Raw genomic sequence first — 19,312 nt, 5'->3', positions numbered from 1 at the left:
CGTCGCCGCCGAGCAGGCGCAGCGCCGCCCCGGCCGAGCGACCCCCAGCGATTCGAAGAGGTAGTCCTGCATGTCTGCGAACACCCCTGGCCACTATCGTGGTCTGAAGAAGACCCACAAGGCCACGATCGCCGGCGTCGTCGCTCTGAGCGCCGCAGCCCTGACTTTCTCCCTCGTGCCTGGTAACGGCGGCACCGAGACCGAGCCGCAGGCTCTGGCCGGTACGCAGCAGGTCGCCTGGTCGTACGACGCGAACAGCCCGCAGGCCAAGGCTCTGGCCGCCAGCCTGGACAAGCAGCAGGACGCGATCAGCCTCAAGGCCAAGCAGGAGGCGGACGCGAAGGCGAAGGCCGCCGCCAAGGCGAAGGCCGCCGCCAAGGCCAAGGCCACCGCGGACGCGAAGGCCAAGGCCGCCGCCCGTGCGAAGGCCGCCGCGAAGGCCGAGGCCGAGGCGAAGGCCAAGGCCGCCGCGAAGAAGCGCGCCGCCGAGAAGGCCGCCGCGAGCCGTTCCGTCGCCCGCACCCCGGTCTTCGCGAACAACCTCGACGGCTGGATCCGCGAGGCGCTCTACATCATGGACAAGCACGACATCCCGGGCACCTACAACGGTCTGCACCGGAACATCATGCGCGAGTCCAGCGGCAACCCGTACGCCATCAACAACTGGGACATCAACGCCATCAACGGCATCCCGTCCAAGGGCCTGCTCCAGGTGATCTACCCGACCTTCAAGGCGTACCACATCCCCGGCACCAAGTTCGACCAGTACGACCCGGTCGCCAACATCGTCGCCGCCGCCAACTACGCGGCCGACCGCTACGGCTCGATCGACAACGTCAACAGCGCGTACTGACACGCGGAAGGGCGGCACCCCGGAGAGGGGTGCCGCCCTTCGGCGTGGCGTCGCGAGGGTTACTTGCGCATGACCTCGGGCTCGTGGCGGCGCAGCAGCCGCGCCACGAGGACGCAGCAGACGGTGGCCATGAACAGCTGGATGCCGAGGTCGAGGCTCCACTGGCCGACCGTGTGCTCCCACAGCGCGTCGGTGTTCGTGGGGTCCTTGTGGTCCCACGGCGGCATCAGGTGGGCCAGGTCGAGCGTGGTGCCGGCACCGGCGATGCCCCAGCGGGAGGGCATGAGCCAGGCGAACTGCTCCAGGCCGGGCGAGCCGTACACCTGGAAGAGGATGCCGGTGAACACGACCTGGATGATCGCGAACATGACGAGCAGCGGCATGGTCTTCTCGGCGGTCTTCACCAGGGCGGAGATGACCAGGCCGACCATCATCGAGGTCAGGCCGAGGGCGATGACCTGGATGCAGAGCTCGACGGCCGGCGGCATGAACAGGCCCTCTTCGGGCAGCGCGCGGGTGGAGAAGCCGATGCCGCAGATGATCACGCCCTGGAAGGCGGTGATCAGGCCGAGGACGATGACCTTGGACATGAGGTACGCGGAGCGGGACAGGCCGACGGCGCGCTCCCGCTCGTAGATGACCCGTTCCTTGATCAGCTCTCGGACGGAGTTCGCCGCGCCGGAGAAGCACATGCCGACCGCGAGGATCAGCATGATCGTGCCGGCGTCGCCGTTGAAGCGGGACGGCGGCGTGGGCTTGCCCAGGCCGAAGTCGGCGGGGATGACGACGGAGACCGCGCCGAGGACGGCGGGCAGGATCACCATCAGGGCCATGAAGCCCTTGTCGGAGGCGATCACCGACACGTAGCGGCGGATCAGGGTCCACAGCTGGGAGCCCCAGCCCTGCGGCTTCGGCGGCCTGGCCATGGCCTGCGGCGGCATCTGTACGGGCTGCGCGGCGATGGCGTCGATGTCCGCGGCGTACATCTGGTAGTGCTGCGAGCCCTTCCAGCGGCCCGCCCAGTCGTAGTCGCGGTAGTTCTCGAAGGCGGAGAAGACGTCGGCCCAGGTGGAGTAGCCGAAGAAGTTCAGCGCCTCGTCCGGCGGGCCGAAGTACGCGACGGAGCCGCCGGGCGCCATCACGAGCAGCTTGTCGCAGAGGCCCAGCTCGGCCACCGAGTGGGTGACGACGAGGACCGTGCGGCCGTCGTCCGCGAGGCCGCGGAGCAGCTGCATGACGTCGCGGTCCATGCCCGGGTCGAGGCCGGAGGTCGGCTCGTCCAGGAAGATCAGCGAGGGCTTGGTGAGGAGCTCCAGGGCGACGGAGACGCGCTTGCGCTGGCCACCGGAGAGGGAGGTGACCTTCTTCTCCTTGTGGATGTCGAGCTTGAGCTCGCGCAGCACCTCGTCGATGCGGGCCTCGCGCTCGGCCGCGGCGGTGTCACCGGGGAAGCGGAGCTTGGCCGCGTAGCGCAGCGCCTTCTGGACGGTCAGCTCCTTGTGCAGGATGTCGTCCTGCGGGACCAGACCGATGCGCTGACGCAGTTCGGCGAACTGCTTGTAGAGGCTGCGGTTGTCGTAGAGGACGTCGCCCTCGTTGGCCGGGCGGTAGCCGGTCAGCGCCTTGAGCAGGGTGGACTTGCCGGAGCCGGACGGGCCGATGACGCCGATCAGCGACTTCTCCGGGACGCCGAAGGTGACGTCCTTGAGGATCTGCTTGCCGCCGTCGACGGTGACCGTGAGGTGGCGGGCCGAGAAGGAGACCGAGCCGGTGTCGACGAACTCTTCCAGCTGACCGCCGACGATGCGGAAGGTCGAGTGGCCGACGCCGACGATGTCCTGCGGACCGAGGAGGGCGGTGCCCCCCTTGGGGATCGGCTGGCCGTTGACGTACGTGCCGTTGTGCGAGCCGAGGTCGCGGATCTCGAAGCGGCCGTCGGGCGTCGCGTGGAACTCGGCGTGGTGCCGCGAGACCTGGAGGTCGGAGACGACCAGTTCGTTCTCGAGGGCACGGCCGATGCGCATCACGCGGCCGAGGTCCAGCTGGTAGAAGGTCGTCGGGCTGCGGTGGTCGCCGTAGGGCGACGGCGCCCCCGCGGCGCCGCCGGGGTGCCCCTGCGCGGGCCCCTGCTGGTGCGGGACCGGCTGGTGCGGAGCCTGCTGGTGGGCAGGCGGCTGCTGCCAGCCCTGCTGCGGCGGCGCCTGGTGCGTGGCCCAGTCGGCCTGGGCCGCGGCGGCCCCGGCGACCTGGTGCGCGGGGGCCTGCTGGACAGGGGCCTGCTGCTGGGGCACCTGCTGCTGCGGTGCCTGCTGCTGGGGCGCGGCGGCCGCGCCGGCGGCGGCGAGATTCAGCCGCGGGCCGTCGGTGGCGTTGCCCAGGTGGACGGCCGAGCCGGGGCCGATCTCCACCTGGTGGATCCTCTGGCCCTGGAGGAAGGTGCCGTTGGTGGAGCCGTGGTCCTCGATGACCCAGCTCCGGCCGCCCCAGCTGATGGTGGCGTGGCGCCACGAGACCCTGGCGTCGTCGATCACCAGGTCACCCTGAGGGTCCCTGCCCAGGGTGTACGACCGGGACGGATCGAGCGTCCAGGTCCTGCCGTTCAATTCCAGTACGAGTTCTGGCACTCCATGCCCCACTACTTGTCCCCCGATGTACCCCCGTCTTCGGGAGTCCAGGGATGGCGAATCATCCTGGGGAACTATTTCAGGCCCGGTCCCGTCTCGGAAAGTCGGGCCGCGTGAAGACCTTCGGGAGCAGCTCCTCGACCACTCGGGTGTCCGCAGGGCGGGACGGGCAGTCGGGTGGCACATGGTGCCCGATACGGTGGAACCACCATGAGCGCATCGCAGACCTCAGACGTTCCCACCCTTCTCGTCAAGATCTTCGGGAAGGACCGTCCCGGGATCACCGCGGGACTCTTCGACACCCTCGCCGCCTACTCCGTCGACGTCGTGGACATCGAGCAGGTGGTCTCCCGCGGCCGCCTCGTCCTGTGCGCGCTCGTCACCGAGCCCACCGTCGCCTCGGCGGGCGAACTCAGGGCCACCGTGCACAGCTGGGCCGAGTCCCTGAAGCTCCAGGCCGAGATCATCTCCGGCACCGGTGACAACCGGCCGCGTGGCGAGGGACGCTCGCACGTGACGGTGCTCGGCCACCCGCTGACCGCGGAGCAGACGGCGGCCATAGCGGCCAGGATCGCGGAGACCGGCGGCAACATCGACCGCATCTTCCGCCTCGCGAAGTACCCGGTGACGGCGGTCGAGTTCGCCGTCTCCGGCTGCGAGACCGAGCCGCTGCGGACCGCGCTCGCCACCGAGGCGCACGGCATCGGCGTCGACGTGGCCGTCGTCTCCGCCGGTCTGCACCGGCGGGCCCAGCGGCTCGTGGTCATGGACGTCGACTCGACGCTGATCCAGGACGAGGTGATCGAGCTCTTCGCCGCGCACGCGGGCTGCGAGGACAAGGTCGCCGAGGTGACGGCGGCGGCGATGCGCGGCGAGCTGGACTTCGAGCAGTCGCTCCACGCGCGCGTGGAGCTGCTCGCGGGTCTCGACGCCTCCGTGGTCGACAAGGTCCGCGCCGAGGTGCGGCTGACTCCCGGCGCCCGCACCCTGATCCGTACGCTCAAGCGGCTCGGCTACCAGGTGGGCGTCGTGTCCGGCGGGTTCACGCAGGTCACCGACGATCTGAAGGAGCGTCTGGGCCTCGACTTCGCCTCCGCCAACACGCTGGAGATCGTGGACGGGAAGCTCACCGGCCGGGTCACCGGCGAGATCGTCGACCGGGCGGGCAAGGCGCGGCTGCTGCGCCGGTTCGCCACGGAGGCGGGGGTGCCGCTGGCGCAGACCGTGGCGATCGGCGACGGGGCCAACGACCTGGACATGCTCAACGCGGCCGGGCTCGGGGTGGCGTTCAACGCGAAGCCGGTGGTGCGTCAGGCGGCCCACACGGCCGTGAACGTGCCGTTCCTGGACACCGTGCTGTACCTGCTCGGCATCACGCGCGAAGAGGTCGAGGCGGCGGACTTCGGCGAGGACGATCTGCCGCACTGAGCGGGGTGACGACGGAGAAGGGCCCGGGTGTCGGTCGACGCCCGGGCCCTTCTGCGTACGAAGTCACGCGTACGAAGTCACACGTACGGGATCAGGCGTGCGGGGTCCAGAAGTCGACGAGCTTGCCGACGCCGTGCTCCACGGACTTCCAGGTGCCGTCGAAGGTGACGACGGCGAAGGCGGCGGTCGGGAAGCCGCTGCGGTTCATCCGGGGCAGCAGGTCGCCCTCGGACTCGCCCGCCAGAGCGTCGGCGAGGGCGTGCATCCCCGGGTTGTGGCCGATGAGCAGCAGGTTCTCGACGGTGTCCGGGGTCTCGTTGACCAGGGCGATGAGCTCGCCGAGGGAGGCCTCGTACATCCGCTCCTCGTACACGGTCTTCGGGCGGTGCGCGAACTCATGGACGGCCAGCTTCCACGTCTCGCGGGTGCGGGCGGCGGTCGAGCAGAGGGCCAGGTCGAAGGCGATGCCGCTGTCGGCGAGCCGACGGCCGGCCACCGGGGCGTCCTTGCGGCCGCGGTCGGCGAGCGGTCGTTCGTGGTCGGAGGTCTCGGGCCAGTCTGCCTTCGCGTGCCGGAGCAGCACGATCCTGCGGGGTGTGTCGACGCTCATGGTCCACAGCTTCGCACGAAACAGGCCACCACGACTCAGAGAGAGAGCGTTTGCCAGAGGTGCTCCAGGACCTGGCCGACCGCCTGTTCACCCGAGGTCGCCTCGGCCCCGCCCGACCCGGTCATCAGGACCAGGAGGGCGAGGAAGGCGGCTGCGGGGAGGGCGAGGGCCCACCAGGGCAGCCGGGTGTCGACTCCGGTGGTCGTGGTCCGGATGCCGGGGTGCGTGGGGGCCGACATGGCCGCCTCCGTGGGTGAGTTCCGCGCTTTCGCCGTCCTCACCAACGTACGGAGCGCGCGTCCCCCGGCCCATCCGGTGATCCACCCACTTCACCCTGAGACCCGCCCCCTAGGGGATGCGGGGGCTACCCCCACCTCGCCGGGAGGACCACGGGGAGGATCCCGGGGAGACTCACAGGGCTCGCCGGGAGGATCCCGGAAGACTCACGGCGAGGCGAAGGAGGCGATGACGGCGATGACGACCGTGATGCCGAGCATCGCGCCGAGCACGAAGAGCAGCTTCTTCTGGCCGTTCTGGGGATTGGGTTCGAGGACGGGCATGCGAACAGTCTCGCATCTCAGCATTCGTCCTCGACCGTCCGGTCCCTCCCCGCGAGGGTTCCGATGATCATCTGCGGCACCATGAGCCCGCCCATCAGCGCGATGGGCAGTCCCCAGCCGCCGCTGTGCTGGTACAGCACGCCGACGAGGAGGGGGCCGGGGATCGAGATGAGGTAGCCGACGCTCTGCGCGAAGGCGGAGAGCCGGACGACTCCGGCGCCGGTGCGCGAGCGCATGCCGATCATCGTGAGGGCGAGCGGGAAGGAGCAGTTGGAGATGCCGAGGAGCACGGCCCAGACCCAGGCTCCGGAGGCGGGGGCGAGGAAGAGTCCGGTGTAGCCGGTGAGTCCGCACAGGCCGAGCGCGACGACGATCGGGCCCTGGTTCTTCATCCGGGTCGCGAGGCGGGGGATGACGAAGGCGAGCGGGACGCCCATGACCATGGTGACGGCGAGGAGCACGCCCGCGGTGGTGGCGGGGACGCCGGCGTCGCGGAAGATCTGCGGCATCCAGCCCATGGTGATGTAGGCGCCGGTGGCCTGGAGGCCGAAGAAGACACCGAGCGCCCAGGCGGTGCGGCTGCGGGTGATGCGCGGCGCGGGGGCCTCCGCCCCTTCGGCGGTCGCGGCGGCCGGAGCCGCGGTGCCCGCCGTGGACGCCGCGGCACCGGACGGCGACGAGGCTGCGTCCCGGTCGCGCAGGAGCGGGAGCCAGGGCAGGACGGCAAGGGCGGCGAGGGCCGCCCAGACGCCGAGGCCGAGGCGCCAGTCGCCGCCGAGGGCGTCGGTCATGGGCACGGTCGCGGCCGCGGCGATGGAGGTGCCGAGGGCGAGCGCCATGGAATAGAGGCCGGTCATGCTGCCGACGCGGTCGGGGAAGTACCGCTTGACGATGACGGGCATCAGGACGTTGCTGACGGCGATGCCCATGAGGGCGAGCGCGCTGGCGGCGAGGAAGGCGGGGGTGCCGGTCGCGAAGGGCCTCAGGATCAGGCCGGTGAAGATCGCGGCCATGCCGGCGCAGACGACTGCGGCGGGGCCGAAGCGGCGGGCGAGGCGGGGGGCCGTGATGCCGAAGACCGCGAAGCAGAGCGGGGGCACGGAGGTGAGGACGCCGGCGACGCTGCCGCTCATGTGGAGGTCCGCGCTGACCTCTTCGAGGAGGGCGCCGAGGCTCGTGATGGCGGGCCGCAGGTTGAACGCGGCCAGGACGAGGCCGACGGCGACGAGGCCGAGGAGCCGGCGGCGCGCCGGGCCCGGTGCGGGAGAATCGCCGGCGGTGGCGGGCGCTCCGGCCGCGCGCGCGGAGGCAGGTCGTGCGGTGGTGTCCGCCGGTGCTGCGGCGGGGTCGAGGGTCTTCGGCTCGTCAGGCATGAGGCCATCATAGAATCATGGGATGATTGGTTGTCCAATCTTGAACGAATGGGAAGGCGCTCCATGGCCCTCGGTCACCCCCGGCGCACCGGTCTCTCCGATCAGGTGATCGCCGAGCTGCGGAACCAGATCACCTCCGGCGAATGGCCGGTGGGGTCACGCATCCCGACCGAACCCGAGCTGGTCGAGCAGCTGGGCGTGGCCCGCAACACGGTGCGCGAGGCGGTCCGCGCGCTCGCGCACAACGGCCTGCTCGACATCCGCCAGGGCTCGGGGACATACGTCGCCGCCACCAGCGAGCTGGCGGGCGTCATGCACCGGCGCTTCGCCGGCTCCGACCCCCGGCACGTCGCCGAGCTGCGCTCCACCCTGGAGTCCGCGGCGGCGCGGTTCGCGGCCGGGCGGCGCACGGAGCGGGACCTGAAGCAGCTGGACGCCCTCCTCGCGCGGCGCGAGGAGGCGTGGGAGTCCGGGGACGCGGAGCGGTTCGTGGCGGTCGACGCGACCTTCCACCACGCGGTCGTCGCCGCCTCGGGCAACGAGGTGCTGACGGAGCTCTACGCGGACCTGGGCGATCTGCTGCGGGAGTGGCTGCGCGACGACGTGGGGCAGGTGCTGCGGCCGGAGAACCACATGGACCACGCGCGCCTGGTGGACGCGATCCGCGAGGGCGACGCCGAGCGGGCCGGCGCGGAGGCGGCCGGCTACCCCTTCATGTGCCTCAGGAGCTCCGTACCGGAAGAGGACCGGGAAGAGAACCGGTAGCAGGGGCCGGATCCGCGGGCTCGTGGGTGATCCAGGCGGACCGGACCTCCTTCCAGCAGCGGCCGGTGACCCGGGCGTAGTCGGCGGGACCGACCTCCACGGGGGCGCTGTCGCTGTCGACGTCCCACCAGCGGTCGCACTCGACGTGGAGGCGGACGCGGTCGGTGCGGGGGTACGGGTTGCTGCAGTGCGCGGTGACGTGGGAGCCCTCGACGACGGTGCGGCAGGAGGCTCCGAAGTCCTCCGGCCCCCCGGTCGCCGGGGCGGTGGCGGGGAGCTCGTCGGACGGGGCGGGAGCGGCCCGCATCTCGGTGGCCACGGCCGTCCCGGTGATCAGGACGGCGACGGAGGCGATCGCCCCGAAGCCGTGACGTATCGCGCGCATGCCCGTACCTCCTCCCCGTCAGCAGCAGAACATCACGCTCTGCCCCAGTCTGGGGTTGTTCGGGCTACTTTTCGAGTCGTGCAGGACTTGCGGAACGGCGAGGGCCGTGTGTCCGCCACCCGGGCGGCCACACGGCCCTCTACCTGCTGTACTGCGGTTACGCGCCGATGGCGTGCAGGCCGCCGTCCACGTGGATGATCTCGCCCGTGGTCTTCGGGAACCAGTCCGAGAGCAGCGCGACGATGCCGCGGCCGGCCGGCTCCGGGTCCGCGAGGTCCCAGGCCAGCGGGGAGCGGGTGTCCCAGACGGAGGCCAGCTCGCCGAAGCCCGGGATGGACTTCGCGGCCATGGAGCCGAGCGGGCCCGCCGAGATCAGGTTGCAGCGGATGTCCTGCTTGCCGAGGTCGCGCGCCATGTAGCGGCTGGTGGCCTCCAGAGCGGCCTTGGCCGGGCCCATCCAGTCGTACTGCGGCCAGGCGAACTGCGCGTCGAAGGTGAGGCCGACGACGGAACCGCCCTCGGACATCAGCGGCAGCAGCGCCATGGTCAGCGACTTCAGGGAGAAGGCGGAGACGTGCATGGCGGTGGCCACGGACTCGAACGGCGTGTTCAGGAAGTTGCCGCCGAGCGCGTCCTGCGGCGCGAAGCCGATGGAGTGCACGACGCCGTCGAGGCGGTCGCCCAGGTGCTCGCGGACCTGGCCCTCCAGGCGGGCGAGGTGCTCGTCGTTCGAGACGTCGAGCTCCAGGACCTTGACGTTCTCGGGCTTGGGGAGCTTCTTGGCGATGCGCTCGGTCAGCGTCGGCCGCGGCCAGGCGGTGAGGATGATCTCCGCACCCTGCTCCTGGGCCAGCTTGGCGGCGTGGAAGGCGATGGAGGACTCCATCAGCACACCGGTGATGAGGATGCGCTTGCCCTCGAGAATTCCGCTCATGGTGATCAGTGACCCATGCCCAATCCGCCGTCAACCGGGATGACGGCTCCAGTGATGTACGAGGCGTCGTCCGAGGCGAGGAACTTCACCGCGGCGGCGATCTCCTCCGGCTGCGCGTAGCGGCCGAGCGGCACCTGGGACACGATGCCCGCGCGCTGCTCGTCGGTGAGCACCGCGGTCATGTCGGTGTCGACGAAGCCGGGAGCGACGACGTTGAAGGTGATGTTGCGCGAGCCGAGCTCACGCGCGAGGGAGCGGGCGAAGCCGACGAGGCCGGCCTTGGAGGCGGCGTAGTTGGCCTGGCCCGCGGAGCCCAGCAGACCGACGACCGAGGAGATCAGGACGACGCGGCCCTTCTTGGCGCGCAGCATCCCGCGGTTGGCGCGCTTGACGACCCGGAAGGTGCCGGTGAGGTTGGTGTCGAGGACGGACGTGAAGTCCTCCTCCGTCATGCGCATGAGGAGCTGGTCCTTCGTCACGCCGGCGTTGGCCACGAGGACCTCGACCGGGCCGTGCTTCTCCTCGATCTCCTTGTAGGCCGTCTCCACCTGCTCCGCGTCGGTGATGTCGCACTTGACGGGGAGGCAGCCGAGCTCGACCAGGGCGGCCGGGGGCTCGCCGGAGCGGTACGTGATCGCGACCTTGTCGCCGGCCTCGGCGAACGCGCGGGCGATGGCGAGGCCGATGCCCCGGTTTCCTCCGGTGACGAGAACCGAGCGGCTCAACGGATCACCCTTTCGATAGCGGTCTGGTAGCCGAAAACCTATCGGTATCGCCTTCCGCATGAGGAATCGACCTCCCACAGTGGCGTACGGGCGTCACTGTCGGATCCCTACAGCTCGGGGGCGGTACGAGCCGGGGTCGCACGTCAATGCGCGGACTCGGCAGCCCGTCCCGTGATTGACTTCCGGGGCAGTTTCAGACCGTTGTCCTCCGATCGCCGAGAGCGAGGCCGCTCGTGGTCCATCAGATCGACCCTTCGTTCGTCGCGCTGCCGTTGCGGGCGCTCGCCGACGCGGCGCTCGCCCGAGCGCGCGCGCTCGGTGCCGAGCACGCCGACTTCCGCCTGGAGCGGGTGCGCAGTGCCTCGTGGCGGCTGCGCGACGCCAAACCGTCCGGTTCCTCGGACACCACGGACCTCGGCTACGCGGTGCGGGTGGTGCACGGCGGGGCCTGGGGCTTCGCGTCCGGCGTCGACCTGACGATGGACGGTGCCGCGCGGGTCGCCTCGCAGGCGGTCGCCATGGCCAAGCTGTCGGCGAAGGTGATCGCGGCGGCCGGCTCCGACGAACGTGTGGAGCTGGCGGACGAGCCGGTGCACTCCGAGCGCACCTGGGTCTCCTCGTACGAGATCGACCCCTTCTCCGTCCCCGCCGAGGAGAAGAGCGCCCTGCTCGCCGACTGGAGCGCGCGGCTGCTCCGCGCGGAGGGCGTGGCGCACGTGGACGCCTCGCTGCTCACCGTGCACGAGAACAAGTTCTATGCGGACACGGCCGGCACCGTGACCACCCAGCAGCGCGTCCGGCTCCACCCGCAGCTCACGGCGGTCGCCGTGGACGAGACGACCGGCGAGTTCGACTCGATGCGGACGATCGCGCCGCCGGTCGGGCGGGGCTGGGAGTACCTGACGGGGACCGGCTGGGACTGGGACAAGGAGCTCGACGAGATCCCGGGCCTGCTCGCCGAGAAGATGCGGGCGCCGAGCGTGGAGGCCGGCCGGTACGACCTGGTCGTGGATCCGTCGAACCTGTGGCTGACGATCCACGAGTCCATCGGGCACGCCACCGAGCTGGACCGGGCGCTCGGCTACGAGGCGGCGTACGCGGGCACCTCGTTCGCCACCTTCGACCAGCTGGGCAAGCTGGCGTACGGCTCCTCGATCATGAACGTGACGGGTGACCGGACCGCCGAGCACGGTCTCGCGACGGTCGGCTTCGACGACGAGGGCGTCGAGGCGCAGAGCTGGGACCTGGTGAAGGACGGCACGCTCGTCGGCTACCAGCTGGACCGGCGGATCGCGAAGCTCACGGGCCTCGGCCGGTCGAACGGCTGCTCCTTCGCCGACTCCCCCGCGCACGTCCCGGTGCAGCGGATGGCGAACGTGTCGCTCCAGCCGGACCCGGGCGGTCTGTCGACGGAGGACCTGATCGGGGGCGTGGAGCGCGGCATCTACGTCGTCGGCGACCGGTCCTGGTCGATCGACATGCAGCGCTACAACTTCCAGTTCACCGGCCAGCGATTCTTCCGCATCGAGAACGGCCGGCTCGCCGGGCAGCTGCGGGACGTGGCGTACCAGGCGACGACGACGGACTTCTGGGGCTCGATGGAGCAGGTCGGCGGCCCGCAGACGTACGTCCTCGGTGGCGCCTTCAACTGCGGCAAGGCCCAGCCGGGCCAGGTCGCCGCCGTCTCGCACGGCTGCCCGTCCGCCCTCTTCCGGGGCGTCAACATCCTCAATACGACGCAGGAGGCCGGTCGATGAGCCGCGTCAGCAAGCCGTACGAGATCGTCGAGCGGGCCCTTGAGCTGTCCCGCGCGGACGGGTGTGTCGTCATCGCCGACGAGGAGTCCTCGGCCAATCTGCGCTGGGCCGGGAACGCGCTCACCACGAACGGCGTGACCCGGGGCCGGACGCTCACCGTGATCGCGACCGTCGACGGCGCCCAGGGCACCGCATCCGGTGTCGTCTCGCGGTCCGCCGTGACCGTCGCCGACCTGGAGCCCCTGGTCCGGGCCGCCGAGGCCGCCGCCCGGGCCGCAGGGCCCGCCGAGGACGCCCAGCCGCTGGTGGAGGGCGTGCCCGCCTCGCCCGACTTCACGGACGCCCCGGTGGAGACCTCCTCCGCCGTCTTCACCGACTTCGCCCCGGCGCTCGGCGAGGCCTTCGCGCGCGCGCGTGCCGGCGGCCGTGAGCTGTACGGCTTCGCCAACCACGAGCTGACCTCCACCTACCTGGGCACGTCGACGGGGCTGCGGCTGCGCCACGACCAGCCGAACGGGACCCTGGAGCTCAACGCCAAGTCCCCCGACCGGGCGCGCTCCGCCTGGGCCGGACGCTCGACCCGGGACTTCAAGGACGTCGACCCGGCCGCGCTCGACGCCGAGCTCGCGACCCGGCTCGGCTGGGCGGAGCGGCGGATCGAGCTGCCGGCCGGGCGGTACGAGACGCTGCTGCCGCCGACCGCCGTGGCCGATCTGATGATCTATCAGCTGTGGTCCTCGGCGGCCCGGGACGCGGTGGAGGGCCGTACGGTCTTCTCCAAGCCCGGCGGTGGCACCCGGCTCGGCGAGACGCTCTCCCCGCTGCCGCTCACGCTGCGCAGCGACCCGAACGAGCCGGGCCTGGAGTCCTCGCCGTTCGTGATCGCGCACTCCTCCGGCGACGACTCCTCCGTCTTCGACAACGGTCTGCCCGTCGGACCGGTCGACTGGGTGAAGGCCGGCAGCCTGGCGCACCTGATCACCACCCGGCACACGGCGGGGCTTACTCGTTTGCCCGTGGCGCCGGGAGCGGGGAACCTGATCCTGGACGGCGGTGGCGAGCGCTCCCTGGAGGAGATGGTCGCCGCGACGGACCGCGGTCTGCTGCTGACCTGCCTCTGGTACATCCGCGAGGTCGACCCGGCGACGCTGCTGCTGACCGGGCTGACCCGGGACGGCGTCTACCTCGTCGAGAACGGCGAGGTGGTCGGCGAGGTGAACAACTTCCGGTTCAACGAGTCGCCGGTGGACCTGCTGTCGCGGGCCACGGAGGCGGGCCGTACGGAGAAGACGCTGCCGCGCGAGTGGAGCGACTGGTTCACCCGGGCCGCGATGCCCGCCCTGCGGGTGCCGGACTTCAACATGAGCTCGGTCAGCAAGGGGGTCTGACCCCCATAGACTGATCGAGACAACTTGTACCCCTGATCATCACGAGGAGACGGACGACGTGACGGACATCGTCGACGAGCTGAAGTGGCGCGGGCTCTTCGCCCAGTCCACCGATGAGGACGCACTGCGCAAGGCTCTCGCGGACGGTCCCGTCACGTTCTATTGCGGCTTCGACCCGACCGCGGCCAGTCTCCACGTCGGTCACCTGGTCCAGGTCCTCACCGTCCGCCGGCTCCAGCAGGCCGGGCACCGGCCGCTGGCGCTGGTCGGCGGGGCCACCGGGCAGATCGGTGACCCCCGGCCGACGGCCGAGCGCACCCTGAACGACCCCGAGACGGTCGCGAACTGGGTGAACCGGCTGCGCTCGCAGATCGAGCCCTTCCTCTCCTTCGAGGGGGAGAACGCGGCGGTCATGGTGAACAACCTGGACTGGACCGCCGGGATGTCGGCGATCGAGTTCCTGCGGGACATCGGCAAGCACTTCCGGGTCAACAAGATGCTGACCAAGGACTCCGTCGCCCGGCGCCTGGAGTCCGAGCAGGGCATCAGCTACACCGAGTTCAGCTACCAGCTCCTCCAGGGCATGGACTTCCTGGAGCTGTACCGCCGCTACGGCTGCACGCTCCAGCAGGGCGGCTCGGACCAGTGGGGCAACCTGGTGGCCGGCCTCGACCTGATCCACCGCCTGGAGCCGGGTGCCGAGGCGCACGCGCTCGCGACGCCGCTGATGGTCAAGGCGGACGGCACCAAGTTCGGCAAGACCGAGGGCGGGGCCGTCTGGCTGGACCCGGAGATGACGACGCCGTACGCGTTCTACCAGTTCTGGCTGAACGTGGACGACCGGGACATCTCGACGTACATGCGGATCCTGTCCTTCAAGTCCCGCGAGGAGCTGGAGGAGCTGGAGGCGCAGACCGCCGAGCGGCCGCAGGCGCGTGCCGCCCAGCGGGCGCTCGCGGAGGAGCTCACGACGCTGGTGCACGGCGCCGAGCAGTGCGCGGCCGTCATCAACGCCTCCAAGGCGCTGTTCGGGCAGGGCGACCTGGCCGAGCTGGACGGACCGACGCTCGCCGCCGCGCTGTCGGAACTGCCGCACGCGCGCGTGTCCGAGCTCGGCCAGGTCGTGGACCTGTTCGCCGAGGTCGGTCTCGTGGCGAGCAAGTCGGCGGCGCGGCGCACGGTGAAGGAGGGCGGCGCCTACGTGAACAACGTGAAGGTGACCGCCGAGGACGCCGAGGTGTCGGCGGACGACCTGCTGCACGGCCGCTGGCTGGTGCTGCGGCGCGGCAAGAAGAACCTGGCGGCGATCGAGTTCGCCGGCCGGTAGAGGAGCACGGGAAGAGGCCCGGTACGCGCGGTGCGCCGTACCGGGCCTCTTCCCGTGTTCAGGTGCGCTGTCTGGTGCCCTTGACCGAGGCCCACAGCATGTCGCCGACCCCGACGACGGCGACGGCACCGATCAGCTGGAGCAGGTGCCGGGTCCAGTCGATGCCCCGGGTGTCGTTGACCCCGATCCACGTGGCGACCGCGTTGCCGAGCACACTGCCGAGAATGCCGAACACGGTCGTCAACCACAGCGGGATCTGCTGCTTCCCCGGCAGGATCGCCTTCGCGATCAGACCGAGGACGAATCCCACGATGATCGCCCACAACCAACTCATCGCCGCCTCCTAGTGCGCGTCTGGGCTCAGTCTCAGCCCATCGGCCATACGGCGCATGTCGGACAGCGCCGTACGTGCCCCGGTCTCGTCGGCCCGGGACGGCGGGCGTACGGTGGAGCGAGGTCCGGACCGGGGAGGGTCCGGCACGACCGGTGGGTGGTGAGCGGCGATGCCGAAGCGTGGCGGGACCGAGGTCTTCCGGATCACGGGGGCCCGACAGGGGCTCGCCGATGACGTCCGGGGACGACAGCGGCGCTATGTCATCTCGATGACGGTGCGGACGCTCTCCGTGATCGCCGCGGCGGTGCTGTGGAACGTCGAGCGGCACGTGGCCTTCGTGGCGCTGGGCCTGGGCATCCTGCTCCCCTACATCGCCGTGGTGATCGCCAACGCGGGACGCGAGACGGCTCCGTCCCTTCCCTCCACCTTCGTCCCGCCTCCGGTGCGCCCGGCGCTCGACGCACCGAACCTCAAGAGAAGCTCAGATCAATCATGACGATCCGGTGCACCGCACCCCATGTGCCGTGACATACTGCGTACGCGCTCCGCATCCCCCGTCGGAGCGACGGACCGATGCCGGGCAGCTCCCCCCGTGGCTGCCCGGCATCGCTGTTGCTGGACAATGACCGTGTGATCAATGGTCCAGTGAGCGAAGAGAAGCCGATCTGTTCCGCCAAGGGGTGCCGCGCCGACGCCGTCTGGGTCCTCGCGTGGAACAACCCCAAGCTGCACACGCCGGAGCGGCGCAAGACGTGGCTCGCGTGCGAGGAGCACCGCGAGCACCTCTCCCAGTTCCTGGGTGTACGGGGCTTCCTGAAGGACGTCGTGCCGCTGGCCGACTGGGACTCAGCCTCCGATAGCTGACATCGGGCGCTCGGGCTGGAGGAAGCTCGGGTCGTCGAGGCCCGAGCCCGCCTTCTTGCCCCACATGGCCTTCTTCCAGAGCTCCGCGACCGTCTCGTCCGGGGCGTCCGAGCGGAGCGCGGCCCGCAGGTCGGTCTCCTCGGTGGCGAAGAGGCAGGTGCGCACCTGGCCGTCGGCGGTGAGCCGGGTCCGGTCGCAGGCCCGGCAGAAGGGGCGGGTGACGGAGGCGATGACACCGACCGTGTGGGCTCCCCCGTCGACCTTCCAGCGCTCGGCGGGGGCGGAACCACGCTCCTCGGAGCCTTCCGGCGTCAGGGTGAAGCGGGTGCGGAGCGACTCCAGGATGTCCCCGGCGGTGATCATGCCGTCGCGCTTCCAGCCGTGCTGGGCGTCCAGGGGCATCTGCTCGATGAAGCGGAGCTCGTACCCCTCCTGGATCGCCCAGGCGAGCAGGTCGGGGGCCTCGTCGGCGTTGAGCCCGGGCATCAGGACGGCGTTGACCTTGACCGGGGTGAGGCCGGCGTCGCGTGCGGCGGCCATGCCGTCGAGGACGTCCTGGTGGCGGTCGCGGCGGGTGAGGGTCTTGAAGACGTCGGGGCGCAGGGTGTCGAGGGAGACGTTGACCCGGTCGAGGCCGGCCGCCTTGAGGGCGGCGGCGGTGCGCTTGAGCCCGATGCCGTTGGTGGTGAGGGACATCCGGGGGCGGGGCTCCAGGGCGGCGCAGCGCTCGACGATCCCGACGAGGCCAGGGCGGAGCAGCGGTTCGCCGCCGGTGAAGCGGACCTCGGTGACGCCGAGGTCGGTGACGGCGATGCGGATCAGCCGGACGATCTCGTCGTCGGTGAGGAGGTCCGGCTTGGCGAGCCACTGGAGGCCCTCTTCCGGCATGCAGTACGTGCAGCGCAGGTTGCACCGGTCCGTGAGCGAGACGCGCAGGTCAGTGGCCACACGGCCGTAGGTGTCGATGAGCACTGTGGGCCCCCTCCCCGAATTCCGGATGCGTGTGGTGTCGAGCCTACGTGAGCGCTCGGACATCGAGCAGGGCCGATTGTCACGAGGACCGGCACGGCCGCGTCGTAGAACTCTACGACGCGGCCGTCCGACGGTCGCGGACCGTGTACGGATCAGTGCGCTCCGACTCCGGTGAGGGACTTGACCTCCAGTTCCGCGTACTTGCCCTTGTCCGGCTCCTCCTTGGAGAGGATCGAGCCGAGCCAGCCGAGCAGGAAGCCGAGCGGGATGGAGACGAGGCCGGGGTTCTCCAGCGGGAACCAGTAGAAGTCGGCCGTCTTGAACATCGACGTGGGCTTGCCGGAGACGACCGGCGAGAACAGCACGAGGACGACGGCGGAGACCAGGCCGCCGTAGATCGACCACAGGGCGCCCTGGGTGGTGAAGCGCTTCCAGAAGAGCGAGTAGAGGATCGTCGGCAGGTTGGCCGAGGCGGCGACCGCGAAGGCGAGGGCGACGAGGCCGGCGACGTTGAGGTCGCGGGCGAGGGCGCCGAGGGCGATGGAGACGATGCCGATGAAGACGGTCGCCCAGCGGGCGGCCTTCACCTCCTCCTTCTCGGTGGCCTTCCCGCGCCGGATGACGTTGGCGTAGATGTCGTGCGCGAAGGACGAGGAGGAGGCCAGGGTCAGGCCGGCGACGACGGCGAGGATGGTCGCGAAGGCGACGGCGGAGATGACGGCGAGGAGGATCGAGCCGCCGGTGGAGTCCGCTCCGCCGCCGATCTCCAGGGCCGCGAGCGGGGCGGCGGTGTTGCCGGCCTTGTTGGAGGCGACGATGTCGCTGTTCTTGAGGAGGGCGGCGGCGCCGAAGCCGAGGACGATCGTCATCAGGTAGAAGGCGCCGATGATGCCGATGGCCCAGTTGACGGACTTACGGGCGGCCTTGGCGTTCGGCACCGTGTAGAAGCGGATCAGGATGTGCGGCAGGCCGGCCGTGCCGAGGACGAGCGCGATGCCGAGCGAGAGGAAGTCCAGCTTGGAGGTGGCGGTGGCGCCGTACTTGAGGCCGGGCTCCAGGAAGGCGTCTCCCTTGCCGCTGTTGGTGGCGGCGGCGCCGAGCAACTCCGAGATGTTGAAGTGGAACTTGAGGAGGATGAGGAAGGTGATCAGGAGGGTGCCCGCGATGAGCAGGACCGCCTTGACCATCTGCACCCAGGTGGTGCCCTTCATGCCGCCGATCGTCACGTACACGATCATCAGGAGGCCGACCAGGGCGACGATCGCGATCTTGCCGCCGTCGCTGGTGATGCCGAGCAGCAGCGAGACGAGGACGCCCGCGCCCGCCATCTGGGCGAGCAGGTAGAAGATCGAGACGACGATCGTCGAGGTGCCGGCGGCCGTGCGGACGGGACGCTGGCGCATCCGGTAGGCGAGGACGTCGCCCATGGTGAACCGGCCGGAGTTGCGCAGGGGTTCGGCGACCAGGAGCAGGGCGACGAGCCAGGCGACGAGGAAGCCGATCGAGTACAGGAAGCCGTCGTAGCCGAAGAGGGCGATGGCACCGGCGATGCCGAGGAACGACGCGGCGGACATGTAGTCGCCGGAGATCGCGAGGCCGTTCTGGAAGCCGGTGAACTGGCGTCCGCCGGCGTAGAAGTCGGCGGCGCTGCGGGTCTGGCGGCCGGCCCAGACGGTGATGACGAGGGTGGCGACGACGAAGGCGCCGAACAGGGCGATGATCAGGGGCCGGTGCTCGGTGGTGGCGTTGCCCGCCGCGAGCAGGACGGGGGTGCTCATGCGTCGCCCTCCATACGGGTTCTGATGGCCTCGGCCTTGGGGTCGAGCCGGTTCGCCGCGTGCCGCGAGTAGAGCCAGGCGATGAGGAACGTGGTGAGGAACTGGCCGAGGCCGAGGACGAGGGCCACGTTGATGTTGCCGAAGACCTTGGTCCCCATGAAGCCGCCCGCGTAGTTGGAGAGCAGCACGTACAGCAGGTACCAGGCGATGAAGGCCAGGGTGAGGGGGAAGGCGAAGGAGCGGTAGGTACGGCGCAGTTCGCCGAACTCCGCACCCTCCTGCACCTCGACGAACTGCTCCGTGGTGGGCGACGCGGGACCGTGGCCGGTCTCCGTGTCGTCTCTGGGCGGCGGCGGTGCTTCGGTAGCCACGGACTCTCCTCGTGACGCGGGGGCGGACGGCTGGGTCAAGGGGGCCTCACCAGGGGTGTGGGAAGCGGGGCTCCGAGCGGAGCTCCTCCCCTGCCCAACGGCACGGAGCCGGAAGCGAAGCGGTTCACGTCGCGGATTTTCTTGAACAGATCTTCATGAAGTCTTCTCAACTCATTGAAGGTTCGGGAAGATCAGCGATAGCTTCACTCGTCATGCACCTGTCCGCGCGTAAACCCGCGCGTGGACAGTACATACGGATGATGT

Annotated in this window: 20 protein-coding genes; 8 read left to right on the top strand and 12 right to left on the bottom strand. The window is 70.4% G+C overall.

Annotated elements, in window-relative coordinates; all coding sequences use genetic code 11:
* Positions 1–70 precede the first annotated feature (70 nt).
* Entirely contained in the window at positions 71–853 is a 783-nt protein-coding gene (locus tag ACFYX3_RS07920; RefSeq protein WP_389009402.1) for a transglycosylase SLT domain-containing protein, read from the top strand.
* A gap of 59 nt (positions 854–912) precedes the next feature.
* On the opposite strand, the gene ACFYX3_RS07915 is transcribed toward ACFYX3_RS07920, so the two are convergent.
* Positions 913–3,489 carry an FHA domain-containing protein gene (locus tag ACFYX3_RS07915; protein ID WP_389009399.1) on the bottom strand — a complete coding sequence of 859 codons (2,577 nt, stop codon included), beginning with the start codon at positions 3,487–3,489 and terminating at the stop codon, positions 913–915.
* A gap of 198 nt (positions 3,490–3,687) precedes the next feature.
* Here ACFYX3_RS07915 and serB point away from each other — a divergent pair, with 198 nt between their 5' ends.
* The gene (gene serB, locus ACFYX3_RS07910) at positions 3,688–4,905 is read left to right on the top strand and encodes a phosphoserine phosphatase SerB (protein WP_116161715.1); all 1,218 of its coding nucleotides are present in this window, start codon (positions 3,688–3,690) and stop codon (positions 4,903–4,905) included.
* 91 nt (positions 4,906–4,996) lie between these two features.
* Here the strand turns inward: serB and ACFYX3_RS07905 are convergent, their stop codons facing one another.
* The 4 genes from ACFYX3_RS07905 to ACFYX3_RS07890 all read right to left on the bottom strand — a co-directional run bounded on the left by ACFYX3_RS07905 (position 4,997) and on the right by ACFYX3_RS07890 (position 7,448).
* Positions 4,997–5,515: a SixA phosphatase family protein gene (locus tag ACFYX3_RS07905; RefSeq protein ID WP_389009395.1), complete on the bottom strand. Its 519-nt coding sequence runs from the start codon at positions 5,513–5,515 to the stop codon at positions 4,997–4,999.
* Positions 5,516–5,550: 35 nt separating this feature from the next.
* A complete protein-coding gene (locus ACFYX3_RS07900) occupies positions 5,551–5,754 on the bottom strand; it encodes a hypothetical protein (protein ID WP_376586173.1) in 204 nt (67 codons plus the stop codon).
* Positions 5,755–5,958: 204 nt separating this feature from the next.
* Positions 5,959–6,075, bottom strand: a complete 117-nt coding sequence (locus ACFYX3_RS07895; protein WP_281402291.1) for an SGM_5486 family transporter-associated protein — start codon at positions 6,073–6,075, stop codon at positions 5,959–5,961.
* A 17-nt stretch (positions 6,076–6,092) separates the two neighbouring features.
* The gene (locus ACFYX3_RS07890) at positions 6,093–7,448 is read right to left on the bottom strand and encodes a CynX/NimT family MFS transporter (RefSeq protein ID WP_389009390.1); all 1,356 of its coding nucleotides are present in this window, start codon (positions 7,446–7,448) and stop codon (positions 6,093–6,095) included.
* Positions 7,449–7,511: 63 nt separating this feature from the next.
* Here ACFYX3_RS07890 and ACFYX3_RS07885 point away from each other — a divergent pair, with 63 nt between their 5' ends.
* Complete coding sequence (locus ACFYX3_RS07885; RefSeq protein WP_389009387.1) at positions 7,512–8,213, top strand: FadR/GntR family transcriptional regulator; 702 nt, start codon at positions 7,512–7,514, stop codon at positions 8,211–8,213.
* On the opposite strand, the gene ACFYX3_RS07880 is transcribed toward ACFYX3_RS07885, so the two are convergent.
* The 3 genes from ACFYX3_RS07880 to fabG form a co-directional block, all read right to left on the bottom strand.
* The gene (locus ACFYX3_RS07880; protein WP_389009384.1) at positions 8,170–8,598 is read right to left on the bottom strand and encodes a hypothetical protein; all 429 of its coding nucleotides are present in this window, start codon (positions 8,596–8,598) and stop codon (positions 8,170–8,172) included. The genes ACFYX3_RS07885 and ACFYX3_RS07880 overlap by 44 nt on opposite strands.
* A gap of 157 nt (positions 8,599–8,755) precedes the next feature.
* Positions 8,756–9,532, bottom strand: coding sequence for an enoyl-ACP reductase FabI (gene fabI, locus ACFYX3_RS07875; protein WP_352025056.1), 777 nt, complete (start codon positions 9,530–9,532; stop codon positions 8,756–8,758).
* 5 nt (positions 9,533–9,537) lie between these two features.
* Positions 9,538–10,257 (bottom strand): 3-oxoacyl-[acyl-carrier-protein] reductase, encoded by a 720-nt coding sequence (gene fabG, locus ACFYX3_RS07870; protein WP_030691676.1) that lies wholly within the window; start codon positions 10,255–10,257, stop codon positions 9,538–9,540.
* Positions 10,258–10,490: 233 nt separating this feature from the next.
* On the opposite strand from fabG, the gene ACFYX3_RS07865 reads away from it, so the two are divergent.
* From ACFYX3_RS07865 to tyrS, 3 genes are read left to right on the top strand one after another with little or no spacing between them, the layout of a single operon-like run.
* Entirely contained in the window at positions 10,491–12,014 is a 1,524-nt protein-coding gene (locus tag ACFYX3_RS07865) for a TldD/PmbA family protein (protein ID WP_389009380.1), read from the top strand.
* Positions 12,011–13,402: a metallopeptidase TldD-related protein gene (locus ACFYX3_RS07860; protein ID WP_389009377.1), complete on the top strand. Its 1,392-nt coding sequence runs from the start codon at positions 12,011–12,013 to the stop codon at positions 13,400–13,402. The genes ACFYX3_RS07865 and ACFYX3_RS07860 overlap by 4 nt, the downstream gene beginning before the upstream one ends.
* A gap of 58 nt (positions 13,403–13,460) precedes the next feature.
* A complete protein-coding gene (gene tyrS / locus ACFYX3_RS07855) occupies positions 13,461–14,729 on the top strand; it encodes a tyrosine--tRNA ligase (protein WP_376586188.1) in 1,269 nt (422 codons plus the stop codon).
* 58 nt (positions 14,730–14,787) lie between these two features.
* On the opposite strand, the gene ACFYX3_RS07850 is transcribed toward tyrS, so the two are convergent.
* Positions 14,788–15,063: a GlsB/YeaQ/YmgE family stress response membrane protein gene (locus ACFYX3_RS07850; RefSeq protein ID WP_389009374.1), complete on the bottom strand. Its 276-nt coding sequence runs from the start codon at positions 15,061–15,063 to the stop codon at positions 14,788–14,790.
* Between the two features lie 169 nt (positions 15,064–15,232).
* Here ACFYX3_RS07850 and ACFYX3_RS07845 point away from each other — a divergent pair, with 169 nt between their 5' ends.
* Both ACFYX3_RS07845 and ACFYX3_RS07840 read left to right on the top strand, forming a co-directional pair.
* Positions 15,233–15,559: a DUF3099 domain-containing protein gene (locus ACFYX3_RS07845; protein ID WP_376586193.1), complete on the top strand. Its 327-nt coding sequence runs from the start codon at positions 15,233–15,235 to the stop codon at positions 15,557–15,559.
* A gap of 149 nt (positions 15,560–15,708) precedes the next feature.
* A complete protein-coding gene (locus ACFYX3_RS07840) occupies positions 15,709–15,927 on the top strand; it encodes a hypothetical protein (protein ID WP_376586196.1) in 219 nt (72 codons plus the stop codon).
* Here ACFYX3_RS07840 and moaA read toward each other — a convergent pair.
* The 3 genes from moaA to ACFYX3_RS07825 all read right to left on the bottom strand — a co-directional run bounded on the left by moaA (position 15,910) and on the right by ACFYX3_RS07825 (position 19,048).
* Positions 15,910–16,899 carry a GTP 3',8-cyclase MoaA gene (gene moaA, locus ACFYX3_RS07835; protein ID WP_376586198.1) on the bottom strand — a complete coding sequence of 330 codons (990 nt, stop codon included), beginning with the start codon at positions 16,897–16,899 and terminating at the stop codon, positions 15,910–15,912. The genes ACFYX3_RS07840 and moaA overlap by 18 nt on opposite strands.
* A 152-nt stretch (positions 16,900–17,051) precedes the next feature.
* Entirely contained in the window at positions 17,052–18,677 is a 1,626-nt protein-coding gene (locus tag ACFYX3_RS07830; RefSeq protein WP_389009369.1) for a cation acetate symporter, read from the bottom strand.
* On the bottom strand, positions 18,674–19,048 hold the full coding sequence (locus tag ACFYX3_RS07825; RefSeq protein WP_389009365.1) for a DUF485 domain-containing protein: 375 nt from the start codon (positions 19,046–19,048) through the stop codon (positions 18,674–18,676). The genes ACFYX3_RS07830 and ACFYX3_RS07825 overlap by 4 nt, the downstream gene beginning before the upstream one ends.
* Positions 19,049–19,312: the final 264 nt, after the last annotated feature.

It is taken from the genome of Streptomyces sp. NPDC002463 (genome assembly GCF_042889835.1).
Classification (GTDB): Bacteria; Actinomycetota; Actinomycetes; order Streptomycetales; family Streptomycetaceae; genus Streptomyces; species Streptomyces nymphaeiformis.
Note: the sequence above shows the minus strand (reverse complement) of the source record. Positions and strands in the feature narration are given on the sequence as shown.

Bases quoted from the DNA above. Each gene is read 5' to 3' on its own strand.
- ACFYX3_RS07920 (WP_389009402.1), top strand. From the start codon at position 71: ATGTCTGCGAACACCCCTGGCCACTATCGTGGTCTGAAGAAGACCCAC.
- serB (WP_116161715.1), top strand. From the start codon at position 3,688: ATGAGCGCATCGCAGACCTCAGACGTTCCCACCCTTCTCGTCAAGATC.
- ACFYX3_RS07905 (WP_389009395.1), bottom strand. From the start codon at position 5,515: ATGAGCGTCGACACACCCCGCAGGATCGTGCTGCTCCGGCACGCGAAG.
- ACFYX3_RS07900 (WP_376586173.1), bottom strand. From the start codon at position 5,754: ATGTCGGCCCCCACGCACCCCGGCATCCGGACCACGACCACCGGAGTC.
- ACFYX3_RS07895 (WP_281402291.1), bottom strand. From the start codon at position 6,075: ATGCCCGTCCTCGAACCCAATCCCCAGAACGGCCAGAAGAAGCTGCTC.
- ACFYX3_RS07890 (WP_389009390.1), bottom strand. From the start codon at position 7,448: ATGCCTGACGAGCCGAAGACCCTCGACCCCGCCGCAGCACCGGCGGAC.
- ACFYX3_RS07885 (WP_389009387.1), top strand. From the start codon at position 7,512: ATGGCCCTCGGTCACCCCCGGCGCACCGGTCTCTCCGATCAGGTGATC.
- ACFYX3_RS07880 (WP_389009384.1), bottom strand. From the start codon at position 8,598: ATGCGCGCGATACGTCACGGCTTCGGGGCGATCGCCTCCGTCGCCGTC.
- fabI (WP_352025056.1), bottom strand. From the start codon at position 9,532: ATGAGCGGAATTCTCGAGGGCAAGCGCATCCTCATCACCGGTGTGCTG.
- ACFYX3_RS07860 (WP_389009377.1), top strand. From the start codon at position 12,011: ATGAGCCGCGTCAGCAAGCCGTACGAGATCGTCGAGCGGGCCCTTGAG.
- ACFYX3_RS07850 (WP_389009374.1), bottom strand. From the start codon at position 15,063: ATGAGTTGGTTGTGGGCGATCATCGTGGGATTCGTCCTCGGTCTGATC.
- ACFYX3_RS07845 (WP_376586193.1), top strand. From the start codon at position 15,233: ATGCCGAAGCGTGGCGGGACCGAGGTCTTCCGGATCACGGGGGCCCGA.
- ACFYX3_RS07830 (WP_389009369.1), bottom strand. From the start codon at position 18,677: ATGAGCACCCCCGTCCTGCTCGCGGCGGGCAACGCCACCACCGAGCAC.